Origin of the sequence: Pontibacillus halophilus JSM 076056 = DSM 19796, assembly GCF_000425205.1 — a bacterium.
Lineage (GTDB): Bacteria > Bacillota > Bacilli > Bacillales > BH030062 > Pontibacillus_A > Pontibacillus_A halophilus.
The window spans coordinates 207,410-219,273 of sequence record NZ_KE384328.1; the positions used below are offsets into that span (position 1 = coordinate 207,410).

Sequence of the window (11,864 nt, forward strand, 5' to 3'; positions counted from 1 at the left end):
AAGAAATCATTTGAGGAGTGAGAGAAATGAAAGGCCAAACGAATTTTATACTTGCATTGGTATTTGCCCTTCTTGTAGCGGTATTCGCTGTGATTAATGTAGATGCTGTAGAAGTGAATTATCTATTTGGAATAGGTCAGGCTCCCTTAATCCTTGTCATTCTCGTATCTGTATTAATGGGCGGTGTGATCGCGGGAGCTGTAGGTGCTGTGCGTTTCTACCGACTACAACGTGAGATTCGTACACTGAAGCAAAAGTTGCAAGAATACGAATCAACACCGTTAACGAATGAAGCAATAGAAGAAGAGGAATCGAACGAAAAAACAGAATCGACTCCATAAACATCGTTAAATTTTCATAATAAAATCAATTTGCTACCCCTGATTCCCTCTTGTATAATGAGTTAGTCAGGGGTGAATCTATGTTAAGAAGTAAAGCAAAATGGGATGTTTCCGCACTATCGGAGCCTTCCGTCACAATTGATGATTCATTGTCCGTTTCTACGTTAACACAACGTTTGTTAAGACAACGAGGCATTCATACGAAAGAAGCTGCACTGGAGTTTCTTACGCCAGATTTAGACAAGCTACATGACCCTATGCTCTTTGATGACATGCAAAAGTCTGTAGACCGCGTGCGTCAGGCTGTTCAAAACGATGAACGTGTACTCGTTTTCGGAGATTACGATGCCGATGGCGTTAGTGCAACAACGGTCATGGTTGAGGCATTAAGAGAGGTTGGGGCAACGGTAGATTATTATATCCCCAATCGATTCACTGAAGGATATGGTCCAAATGAGGCAGCCTTTCGGAAAGCGAAAGAGGCCGGAGTTTCTTTAATTATAACGGTTGATACAGGTATAGCGGCTGTACACGAAGCGGCAGTTGCGAAAGAATTGGATATAGATTTAATTATTACAGATCACCACGAGGTTCAAGAACAACTACCAGATGCGTACGCCCTTCTTCATCCAAAGCATTCAAGTCATTATCCGTTTCCTGAATTAGCGGGTGTGGGTGTTGCATTCAAGTTTGCACACGCGTTACTTGAGGAGTTTCCAAAGCACTTGCTCGATTTAGTAGTGATTGGAACGATTGCGGATCTTGTTCCCCTTCACGGTGAGAACCGAATACTTGCTTACTGTGGGTTGAAGGCTATCACACGATCAATTCGTCCAGGTATTGTAGCGTTGAAGAATATCTGTGGTATTGAAGGAACGATGACGGAGGAAGACATTGGGTTCATGATTGGACCAAGAATTAACGCAGTTGGTCGCTTGCAGGACGCTTCTCCGGCTGTACAACTCATGTTGACAGAGGATGATGAGGAAGCAGTCGCTTTAGCTGAAATGATTCAACAATTGAACCAACAACGTCAGAAGGTAGTTGCTGATATTTCGAAAGAAGCCGAAGCCATGATTGAAGCGGATGAATCAAAGTTGTCATCTGTACTCGTCGTAGGTAAAGAAGGTTGGAACCCAGGAGTACTTGGGATTGTAGCTTCTAAGCTTGTTCAGAAATATGACCGTCCAGCAATTGTCCTTGCCTTTGATCCGGATAAAGGGACAGCCAAAGGCTCTGCTAGAAGCATTGATGCGTTCGATTTGTTTGTGAACTGCATGGAAGTTCGACATTTATTCACCCATTTCGGGGGTCATAGTCAAGCGGCTGGGATGACATTGCCACTCGAACAAGTCGATTTGCTCCGCTCATCACTCTCGCAGATGGCTGATGATAAGCTTGCTCCGGAAGACTTTAGTCAATTACTTGCTATTGATGGCAAGGTTTCGTTAGATGAGATTACGCTTGAGAAGATTCATGAAATTAATAGTCTTGCACCATTCGGTATGGGCAATCCAAAGCCACTGTTCATGCTTGAAAAAGAGGTTCCAAGAGAAATGCGACAAATTGGCAGTCAGCTGAACCATTTGAAGTTACAGTTCAAAGCCGAAGGGGCCCCAATTGACGCAGTTGGATTTGGCTTAGGAGAACTCTATAACCAGATTGCTCCCCAATCTTCTGTTTCAATAGTTGGTGAGTTGTCTGTAAATGAGTGGAATGGCCGTAAGAAACCTCAAGTAATGATGAAGGACCTTCGTGTGGATGATTGGCAGTTGTTTGATTTAAGAGGAAATCGTCATGCGAAGAAGTTCTTTGACCAGCTAGCCGTTAAGGATGGACTAGCCATTGCATTTGATCGAACAAATACAGTACATTCTACGTTTGATGGCTTTAAGCTTCAGTTTGTAGACGAAGAACGTCTTCATGAGTTACCAGAGGGTGTCATTGAACATGTCGTCTTCTTGGACTTACCGAACTCATTGGAATTGATGAGCAACGTTCTTCATAGATTGCGTCCAAGAAATGTGTACACCGCATATCGCGTTCACGACGCTGCTTTCCTGAAGACTCTCCCAACAAGGGAGCATTTTAAATGGTTCTATGGAATGGTGAGAAAGCATGAGTCATTCCACCTTGAACGTGATAGTGGAAAGCTTGCTTCGTACAAAGGATGGACAAAAGAAACAGTGGAATTTATTGCACAGGTGTTTTTTGAGTTAGGTTTTGTTAAAATAGAGAATGGTCTTTTGACTCTCAATCCAAATCCTGTTAAGAAAGACTTAGCTGAATCACAACAATATCAACAGAAGCTGAATCAATTACAGGTAGAACAGACGTTATATTTCTCATCCTACCAACAATTGAAAGTATGGATGGATGAGCAAATGGACACGGTTGTGAATGTTAAGGAGGAAGTAACAAATGGATTATAAACAGTATGTAACGGTCGTAGAAGATTGGCCGAAAGAGGGCATTAAATTTAAGGATATTACGACACTAATGGATAATGGACCTGCTTTCAAAGCAGCCGTTGACGATATTGTAGAATATGCGAAAGAAAAGGAAATCGACCTTGTAGTAGGACCAGAAGCACGTGGCTTCATTATCGGTTGCCCTGTTTCTTACGCGATGGAAGTTGGCTTTGCACCCGTACGTAAAGAAGGGAAACTTCCTCGTCAAACAATTAAAGTTGATTACGGCTTAGAGTATGGGAAAGACGTATTAACCATTCATAAAGATGCAATTAAACCAGGTCAACGTGTGCTTATTACAGATGACCTACTTGCAACAGGTGGTACCATTGAAGCTACAATTAACCTAGTTGAACAACTAGGTGGCGTTGTTGTGGGGTGTGCGTTCTTAATTGAACTGACTTACCTAGATGGCCGTAGTAAATTAGATGGATATAACGTTCGTACACTAATGCAATATTAAGATTTAAGAAGAGTGCTCTGTTTAAGGGTGCTCTTTGTTTATAATCGAAAAAACATGCAGTGCTTTTGGTGGTTATAACACATTACGCTTTACAATTGTGCGATTATTTTCGATAATAAAGAATAACTAGCCCATTTAGACCGGTGACGAATTTATTTTATAAGGTGATAGGATGTCTAAAGATAAAATTGTGACAGCAGATGAAGTTGTAGAACGAGCAGGTCATTATCTTTCTGAGGAAGATACGACCTTTATTCAGCGTGCTTATGATTACGCGAACGAGGCACATAAGGAACAATACCGGAAATCCGGAGAGCCATATATCATTCATCCTGTGCAAGTAGCAGGCATCCTGGTTGAGCTCGAGATGGACCCCGTTACGATTGCGGGCGGTTTTCTTCATGATGTCGTGGAAGATACAGAGGTAACTGTCGAAGATTTGGAAGAGGCTTTCAATAATGAAGTTGCCATGCTTGTAGATGGCGTAACGAAGCTAGGTAAGATTAAGTATAAATCTAAAGAAGCACAGCAAGCAGAAAACCATCGAAAAATGTTTGTTGCAATGGCGAAGGATATTCGTGTCATTCTCATTAAGCTAGCGGACCGGCTTCATAATATGCGCACCCTTAAGCACCTTCCGCCTGAGAAGCAACGAAGAATTTCGAATGAAACACTTGAAATTTTCGCACCACTTGCACATCGCTTGGGGATTTCAACGATTAAGTGGGAATTAGAAGACACGGCTTTACGCTATTTAAATCCTCAACAATACTATCGAATCGTGCATCTTATGAAACAAAAACGCAATGAACGTGAACATTACATCAATGATGTTATGCAAGAGATCGAGAAACAGGTTGAAGATGTAAATATTGAAGTCGAGATCTCAGGTCGTCCGAAACACTTGTATTCGATTTACAAGAAAATGGTTCTTCAGAATAAACAGTTCAATGAAATTTATGATTTACTTGCAGTTCGAGTACTCGTAAATAGTATCAAGGATTGCTATGCTGTCCTTGGAATCATTCATACATGCTGGAAGCCTATGCCTGGTCGATTTAAAGACTATATTGCCATGCCTAAGCCGAATTTATATCAATCCTTGCATACGACTGTGATTGGACCTAAGGGAGACCCATTAGAGGTTCAAATTCGCACAAATGAGATGCACCAAATTGCTGAGTACGGGATTGCTGCGCATTGGGCTTATAAAGAAGGCAAGGCCATTGACCCGAATACGCAATCGTTTGAAGACCGATTATCTTGGTTCAGAGAAATTCTAGAGTGGCAGAATGAGACGCATGATGCTGAAGAATTTATGGAATCGTTGAAAGTCGACTTGTTCTCAGACATGGTATATGTGTTCACGCCTAAAGGAGACGTCATAGAACTCCCTTCTGGTTCTGTACCAATTGATTTTGCGTATCGAATTCACACTGAAGTAGGGAATCAGACGATTGGTGCGAAGATCAACGGCAAGATGGAGCCACTTGACTATAAGCTTAAGACAGGCGATATTATCGAGGTCATGACTTCTAAGCATTCCTATGGACCTTCCAAGGACTGGATTAAGATTAGTCAAACTTCTCAAGCGAAGAATAAGATAAAGCAGTACTTTAAGAAACAGCGACGAGATGAGAACATCGCTAAAGGGAAAGAAGCGGTGGACAAAGAGATTCGCTCGCTTCAAATTGAACCGAAAGATGTCCTCCAAGCTGACAACTTAAAACGAGTAGCTGAGAAATTTAATTTCACAAATGATGAAGATATGTATGCGGCTGTTGGTTACCAAGGAATTACGGCAGCGCAAATTGCTACAAGGCTCACAGAAAAGGTGCGTCGTCAGCAACAGAAAGAACAAGACTTAGAGCAAACGCTTGAAGCCGTGAAGACCGACCAGAAATCCTATAAGCACAATAAGAAAAAGGACTCTGGTGTGAAGGTAAAAGGCGTCGACAACTTGCTCGTTCGTTTATCCAGGTGCTGTAATCCAGTTCCGGGCGATGAAATCGTCGGATATATTACAAAGGGACGTGGCGTATCTGTGCACCGAACAGATTGTCCTAATGTTCTAAATGAGGACGTGCAAAGTCGGTTGCTTCCAGTTGAATGGGAATCTCACAGTGTAGATACGAAACAGTACAGCTTGGATATCGAAATATCAGGCTATGACCGTAGAGGTCTATTAAATGAAGTGCTACAAGCCGTTAATGAAACGAAGACGAATATTACAGCCGTAAGTGGACGTTCTGACCGAAATAAGATGGCCACGATTCATATGACCATTATGATTCATAACATTAGTCACTTACGAAGCGTAGTAGAGCGCATTAAACAAATTACAGATGTATATACAGTACGAAGAATGTTGCAATAAGGAGATTTACTATGAAGGCTGTTATTCAAAGAGGTAGAGATGCAAGTGTCACGGTGAATGGAGAAGTGACTGGAGAAATCCAAGAAGGCATTGTCGTGTTACTTGGGGTTACGCATGATGACAATGAAGAAGACGCAAAGTACCTAGCGGATAAGATCATTAACTTACGCATTTTCGAAGATGAATCTGGGAAAATGAATCTTTCCTTAAAGGATATAGAGGGGCAGCTTCTGTCTATTTCCCAATTCACGCTTTATGGAGACACTCGGAAAGGGCGTCGTCCAAACTTTATGAATGCGGCTAAGCCTGAACCTGCTAAAGCGTTATACCAATCCTTTAACGCGTTTGTGAAAGAATCAGGTGTTGTTGTGGAGACTGGGGAATTCGGAGAGATGATGGATGTTCAACTCTCAAACGTTGGACCAGTAACTTTAATTCTCGAAAGTAAAGACCGCTAACAAGAAGAAAGAGAGCGCCTAAATGGCGCTCTCTTTCTTTATCTAGAAAAGTACTGATTAAGTCCTTGTATAATACCGTTCGCAACTTTCTGATGATAATTATGGGTTTTGATGGTTCTCATTTCAGCTTTGTTCGACATAAATCCAAGCTCTAGAAGCAAGGACGGTTGTCTATTCTCTCGCATAACATAGAAGTTACCGTATTTTATCCCACGGTCACGAAGACCTGTGGAACGGATCAGACCTTGTTGGACGTCTGTCGCTAATTTCTTCTCGTGAGAATTATAATAATAAGTCCCAATACCTGATGCGGAAGGATATTGTGGGAAGCTGTTATAATGCAAACTTAAAAATACATCAGCTCGCTGTAATTTAGAAACGGACGTTCTTGAACTAAGAGGTAGGTAAGTGTCGCGGTTTCTTGTGAGAATTACATTTGCTCCACCTATTTTTAATGCTTGTTCAATGGCATTTGCAGTTTGGAGGGTTAGGGTTTTCTCATAAGAACCGTCTGCTCCAATCGCTCCTGGGTCTCGTCCACCGTGACCTGCATCAATTACAATCGTTTTCCCTTTTAATGATCGGGAGGGGGATTGTGTAGGCTGAGAGGATTTAGAAACAATCCAATCTGCTACATAAGCAGTTCCTCCGTCGTACGCAATTTCATACCAATTGTTGGAGTGTCGCACAACCTGGAACGATGCACCAGCTGATTCTCGGCCAACAATTGAGTTTGAGGTGGATGGACCGCTACGGATGTTTGTCCCATTATGCAACAATGTGATAGACGAGTTCGTAGGTGAGGCGGTGGCACCCTCTTGTACAAGCCATCCGGCTACCCAGCCAAGGTCACCATCACCTAATTTGATTTGATACCAGCTATCCTTCTTCTGATAATAGGAGAACGTATCTCCGTTTCGAACTTGGCCAATAATCGACCCTTTCGTACTTCCCTGGCTACGAACGTTCAAGACAGGGGTCGATACTGTAATTTCACCTTGTTTCTTCGCAGTAGGTGCTTCGGTAGGGTCTGTTAAGTAAGCGCTGCTAACCCAGCCTTTATTGTTGTTCCCGTAAAGAATTTGATACCAATTGCCGTCTTTGGCTACGACGGAGACGTTAGTACCGAAGGGCAATTGCGTGGTTTGCTTGTAACCAATGCCTGGCCCACTACGTACATTAAGGAGGTTCGCATCGACCATTTGCTTTTCAGGTGATGGATTTTCACCAGATTTAGTGGTTAATGTAACGTAATCTTTATGTACCCATGCTTCAGTTCCGTTGGTTTTAATCTTTACCCAATCGCCTTTTACACCTATTTGTGTGCGCGTATCTCCTTTGTCCAAGTACCCAACCACCTTATAAGATAAGCCTGGTCCTTTACGTACTCTGAGATCGCTTGCGGTTGAGGTGACTTCAACAGAGGATGGTGTCTCATGGATGGAAACAAGCCAATCGGCAACCCATCCTTTCTTGCCATTCACATCAAGTTGAATCCAATCTCCTTTAGAGCTTAAGATTTCATACGTCTCGTTCTGATGAATCTGAGTCTTAACGGAATGCGTAATACCTGGTCCGCTACGAACGTTTAATGCGTTCACGGAAACGGTTGCTGTGCTGGCTAGGGCTTCTATTGGGAAAGCTAAGCAAAATAGTGCCACGGTTAGAACCAGCCGTATGAATGTTCTCATAAGTTGCTGTTATACCTCCTTATACAAAATAGTGAAGAGAGAATCATTAGTACATTTCAACATCAATAGACAATATCCTCTTTCTAACGTATTAGATTTTTTATATCGGACAAACTAATCATAGAGTTTAGGGAGGTGTATTGCCTATGAGAATGAATGCAAAGCATGAAGTAATCGCTTATAAGGGGCATGACCGCCCACATTCAACCATTACATCCCATGATATCCAACAATCTCCTTCATCCTATACTAATACGTATGACGCATTCGGAGTGAGTCGGTCGGATGTTAAAAATCTTCGTGAAAGCTTGAAACGTTCTTGACATTACTTTCTTTCACGCTTATGATAATAACCACTAATAAAAGTATACATGAACCATTGAGGAGAAGAGTACGTTAAGGTAGTGTGTCAAGAGAGGGAGTGCCTGTGGCTGTAAGCACTTCTACATACACTTATCAGAAAGACATCTCTTAGGTTTCTCGTCGAAAGCAAGTTTGTAAGTAGGCGTAGAACGTAGCAGGCGTTAACTGCTAGAGTGGAAGCTAGTTGCTTCAATAAGGGTGGCAACGCGGGTATAATGATGAATCCCGTCCCTTTTATTCGTTTACATAAGCGGATAAAAGGGACGGGATTTATTTATTTTTCGTACCAGTGAGTTACAAGAGTGGGCTAGGTTTAAGGTCAATCTAGACAATTAACTAGTCGCCTTGATACGAAAGAGGAGGATACTTATGAATATTAATGGACCACGTGGAACACAAGATATTTTACCAGGTGCAGTTGAACAATGGCAGTATGTTGAACACGTGCTTGCAGATATTTGCAGGCGTTATAATTATAAAGAAATTCGTACGCCAATCTTTGAACATACAGAACTATTTCAAAGAGGTGTAGGGGACTCAACGGACATCGTACAGAAGGAAATGTATACCTTTGAAGACCGCGGCGGACGAAGCTTAACGTTACGCCCGGAAGGTACAGCAGCTGTTGTGCGTTCATTTGTGCAGAACAAGGTTTATGGTTCTCCAAATCAACCGACAAAGTTATTCTACACTGGCCCAATGTTCCGATATGAACGACCACAGCAAGGACGCATGCGTCAGTTCGTCCAATTTGGAATTGAAGCCCTTGGCAGTGCAGACCCTGCCGTAGATGCAGAAGTGCTCGGCCTAGCTATGAATTCCTATCAAGAGCTCGGGCTCCGTTCGTTAAAGCTTGTCCTAAATAGCCTTGGCGATGCTGAAAGTCGTAAAAGCCACCGCCAAGCATTGATTGAACACTTTACACCTTATAAAGGCGAGTTGTGTGAAGATTGTCAAAGTCGTTTGGATCAAAATCCGATGCGTGTATTGGATTGTAAGAAGGACCGCGACCACCCTGCTATGGCAACGGCTCCGTCCATCTTGGATCACTTAAACGAATTCTCACAGAATTACTTCAATGAAGTGAAGGCTTACTTAGATGAGATGGGCATCGACTATGTAATTGATCCGAATCTTGTACGTGGACTTGATTATTATAATCACACTGCCTTTGAAATTATGAGTGAGGCAGAAGGGTTTGGAGCGATCACGACGCTAAGTGGCGGCGGTCGTTACAATGGACTTGTTGAAGAAGTTGGTGGGCCTGAGACTCCAGGTATCGGATTTGCCATGAGTATTGAACGTCTGTTGATGGCACTTGAAGCTGAAGGTGTAGAATTGCCAATTGAGCAGAACCTTGATTGTTACTTTGTTTCAATGGGTGAAGTTGCGAAGAAGAAGGCTTCAGGAATTGTCAATGAACTTCGCCGTTCAGGAATTCAAGTAGACCAAGATTACGCAGGTAAGAAGATTAAAGGCCAATTCAAATCTGCCGATCGACTAGGTGCGAAGTTCGTCCTTGTTCTAGGGGAGAACGAGCTTGAAAATAATCAAATAAATGTGAAGAACATGATGACAGGTGACCAAACAGAAGTCGCATTAGATCAGATTGTAGACTATATGAAGCAAGAAATGAAGGAGGCATAAAAGATGAGCAGTCATCGTTTTATGAGCGGGAGTTTAAGAGATTCTCATGTTGGACAACAAGTATTACTTAAAGGTTGGGTACAAAAGCGTCGTGATCTTGGAGGTCTTATTTTCATCGACCTTCGTGACCGCTCAGGGATTGTCCAAGTGGTCTTCAACCCTGAGACATCGAAAGAAGCGATTGAAACCGCAGATAAAGTTCGAAGCGAATACGTCATTGAAGTGCGCGGGGAAGTTCTTAACCGTGAACCGAGTACAGTCAATGAAAATCTTGCCACTGGTAAGATTGAGGTCGCTGCTTCTGAGATTACCATTCTGAATAAAGCAGAAACACCGCCATTTATGATTGAAGATGAAACAGAGGTTTCAGAAGACACGCGTCTAACGTATCGTTACCTTGACCTTCGTCGTAAGCCGTTACAAGAAACATTTAAGATGCGCCACCAGACGACTCAGGCGATTCGTAACTTCTTGAACGAAGAAACATTTTACGAAATGGAAACGCCAATGCTAACGAAGAGTACACCTGAAGGCGCTCGTGATTATTTAGTACCAAGCCGTGTTCACCCTGGTGAATTCTATGCGCTGCCGCAGTCTCCTCAAATCTTTAAGCAGCTCATTATGATGTCTGGATTTGAGAAGTATTACCAGATTGCGCGTTGCTTCCGTGATGAAGATTTACGAGCGGACCGTCAGCCTGAATTCACTCAAGTTGATATTGAGACATCCTTCATGTCTAAGGAAGAAATTCAAGATATGACTGAGCGAATGATGAAACGCGTTCTTAAAGAGGTCAAAGGGGTAGACATTACAACGCCATTCCCTCGCATGCCTTACTATGAAGCCATGGACCGATTCGGTTCTGACAAACCAGATACACGCTTTGACATGGAGCTTGTCAACGTTTCTGAAATTGTGAAGGATTCCGGTTTCAAGGTATTCCAAGGCGCTGTAGAAAACGGTGGCACAGTGAGTGCAATTAATGTCAAAGGAAAAGCAAAAGACTTCTCTCGTAAAGACATTGATAAATTGACGGAATTCGTGAAGATTTACGGTGCTAAAGGTTTGGCTTGGTTGAAGTCAGAAGAAGGCACGCTGAATGGTCCAATATCTAAATTTGTATCTGAGGAAGAAGCGGCATCGTTAACAGATGCGCTCCGCGTTGAAGACGGGGATTTAATCTTGTTCGTAGCGGACAAAACAAGTGTAGTTCACGATAGTCTAGGCGCACTACGTTTGAAACTTGGGAAAGAGCTTGGACTAATTGACCAGAGTCAATTTAATTTCCTATGGGTGACAGATTGGCCATTATTTGAGTATGACGAAGAAGAAGATCATTATGCGGCGGCTCACCACCCGTTCACAATGCCTGTACGTGAGGACATTGAGAAGATGACCACTGCTCCAGCCGAAGTTCAAGCTGAAGCGTACGACCTTGTACTAAACGGCTATGAGCTTGGAGGTGGCTCTCTACGTATCTATGAGAAAGAAGTGCAGGAGAAAATGTTTGAAGTACTTGGCTTCTCTAAAGAAGAGGCGGAAGAACAGTTTGGCTTCCTTCTAGAATCTCTAGAATATGGAGCTCCACCACATGGAGGTATCGCACTCGGTCTTGACCGATTTGTGATGCTGTTAGCAGAGCGTACAAACCTTCGTGATACAATTCTATTCCCTAAAACAGCATCTGCCTCTGACTTGTTAACACAAGCGCCAGACGCAGTAAGTTCAGCTCAACTTGAAGAGTTGCATCTTCAGCTAGGCGGGAAAGCATTAGATACGAATAACGAAGAATCCTAATCGAACATCTTGATTGAATTCTATTGATGTGCTATTATTCTTATACAACGTAATGAAAGGTTAATCCTGATGTGTTCGTCATCAAGCTAATAGTTCTGACCGAACATCTATATATCCGGGAGCTCGGTGTTTTCGTACAGCGTGCAAGCCTCGTTTCAATCAAGAGGACGCACAAACTACGAAACAGAGCACCCACCTGCTTAGAGCGGGTTCAGGACATTGGATATAATATGACGGCACGATTGGGATTAACCTT

At 42.7% G+C, this 11,864-nt stretch carries 9 protein-coding genes, 1 other RNA gene and 1 other annotated feature; of the genes, 9 read left to right on the forward strand and 1 reads right to left on the reverse strand.

Features of this window, described 5'->3' with window-relative positions; all coding sequences use genetic code 11:
- Nucleotides 1-26 precede the first annotated feature (26 nt).
- The 5 genes from H513_RS0118675 (at nt 27) to dtd (ending at nt 6,110) form a co-directional block, all read left to right on the forward strand.
- Entirely contained in the window at nt 27-341 is a 315-nt protein-coding gene (locus H513_RS0118675; RefSeq protein WP_026802092.1) for a LapA family protein, read from the forward strand.
- An 80-nt stretch (nt 342-421) separates the two neighbouring features.
- Complete coding sequence (recJ, locus tag H513_RS0118680) at nt 422-2,773, forward strand: single-stranded-DNA-specific exonuclease RecJ (RefSeq protein WP_026802093.1); 2,352 nt, start codon at nt 422-424, stop codon at nt 2,771-2,773.
- Nucleotides 2,763-3,275: an adenine phosphoribosyltransferase gene (locus H513_RS0118685; RefSeq protein ID WP_026802094.1), complete on the forward strand. Its 513-nt coding sequence runs from the start codon at nt 2,763-2,765 to the stop codon at nt 3,273-3,275. Before recJ ends, H513_RS0118685 begins: the two co-directional genes overlap by 11 nt.
- Before the next feature lie 172 nt (nt 3,276-3,447).
- The gene (locus H513_RS0118690) at nt 3,448-5,652 is read left to right on the forward strand and encodes a RelA/SpoT family protein (RefSeq protein WP_026802095.1); all 2,205 of its coding nucleotides are present in this window, start codon (nt 3,448-3,450) and stop codon (nt 5,650-5,652) included.
- An 11-nt stretch (nt 5,653-5,663) separates the two neighbouring features.
- On the forward strand, nt 5,664-6,110 hold the full coding sequence (gene dtd / locus H513_RS0118695; RefSeq protein WP_026802096.1) for a D-aminoacyl-tRNA deacylase: 447 nt from the start codon (nt 5,664-5,666) through the stop codon (nt 6,108-6,110).
- A gap of 38 nt (nt 6,111-6,148) precedes the next feature.
- On the opposite strand, the gene H513_RS20720 is transcribed toward dtd, so the two are convergent.
- Nucleotides 6,149-7,801 carry an N-acetylmuramoyl-L-alanine amidase family protein gene (locus tag H513_RS20720; RefSeq protein ID WP_036769145.1) on the reverse strand — a complete coding sequence of 551 codons (1,653 nt, stop codon included), beginning with the start codon at nt 7,799-7,801 and terminating at the stop codon, nt 6,149-6,151.
- 146 nt (nt 7,802-7,947) lie between these two features.
- Here H513_RS20720 and H513_RS21755 point away from each other — a divergent pair, with 146 nt between their 5' ends.
- From H513_RS21755 to ssrS, 4 genes are all read left to right on the forward strand, one after another.
- A complete protein-coding gene (locus H513_RS21755) occupies nt 7,948-8,124 on the forward strand; it encodes a hypothetical protein (RefSeq protein ID WP_154655296.1) in 177 nt (58 codons plus the stop codon).
- Between the two features lie 47 nt (nt 8,125-8,171).
- Nucleotides 8,172-8,400: a binding site (T-box leader), on the forward strand.
- Nucleotides 8,401-8,533: 133 nt separating this feature from the next.
- Entirely contained in the window at nt 8,534-9,811 is a 1,278-nt protein-coding gene (gene hisS / locus H513_RS0118710; protein ID WP_026802097.1) for a histidine--tRNA ligase, read from the forward strand.
- 3 nt (nt 9,812-9,814) lie between these two features.
- Nucleotides 9,815-11,608 (forward strand): aspartate--tRNA ligase, encoded by a 1,794-nt coding sequence (gene aspS / locus H513_RS0118715; RefSeq protein ID WP_026802098.1) that lies wholly within the window; start codon nt 9,815-9,817, stop codon nt 11,606-11,608.
- A 60-nt stretch (nt 11,609-11,668) separates the two neighbouring features.
- Nucleotides 11,669-11,861: non-coding RNA, 6S RNA (gene ssrS / locus H513_RS21355), on the forward strand.
- Nucleotides 11,862-11,864: the final 3 nt, after the last annotated feature.

Coding starts and splice junctions, on each gene's coding strand:
- hisS (WP_026802097.1), top strand. CDS start 8,534: ATGAATATTAATGGACCACGTGGAACACAAGATATTTTACCAGGTGCA.
- H513_RS0118690 (WP_026802095.1), top strand. CDS start 3,448: ATGTCTAAAGATAAAATTGTGACAGCAGATGAAGTTGTAGAACGAGCA.
- H513_RS0118685 (WP_026802094.1), top strand. CDS start 2,763: ATGGATTATAAACAGTATGTAACGGTCGTAGAAGATTGGCCGAAAGAG.
- H513_RS0118675 (WP_026802092.1), top strand. CDS start 27: ATGAAAGGCCAAACGAATTTTATACTTGCATTGGTATTTGCCCTTCTT.
- aspS (WP_026802098.1), top strand. CDS start 9,815: ATGAGCAGTCATCGTTTTATGAGCGGGAGTTTAAGAGATTCTCATGTT.
- recJ (WP_026802093.1), top strand. CDS start 422: ATGTTAAGAAGTAAAGCAAAATGGGATGTTTCCGCACTATCGGAGCCT.
- dtd (WP_026802096.1), top strand. CDS start 5,664: ATGAAGGCTGTTATTCAAAGAGGTAGAGATGCAAGTGTCACGGTGAAT.
- H513_RS21755 (WP_154655296.1), top strand. CDS start 7,948: ATGAGAATGAATGCAAAGCATGAAGTAATCGCTTATAAGGGGCATGAC.
- H513_RS20720 (WP_036769145.1), bottom strand. CDS start 7,801: ATGAGAACATTCATACGGCTGGTTCTAACCGTGGCACTATTTTGCTTA.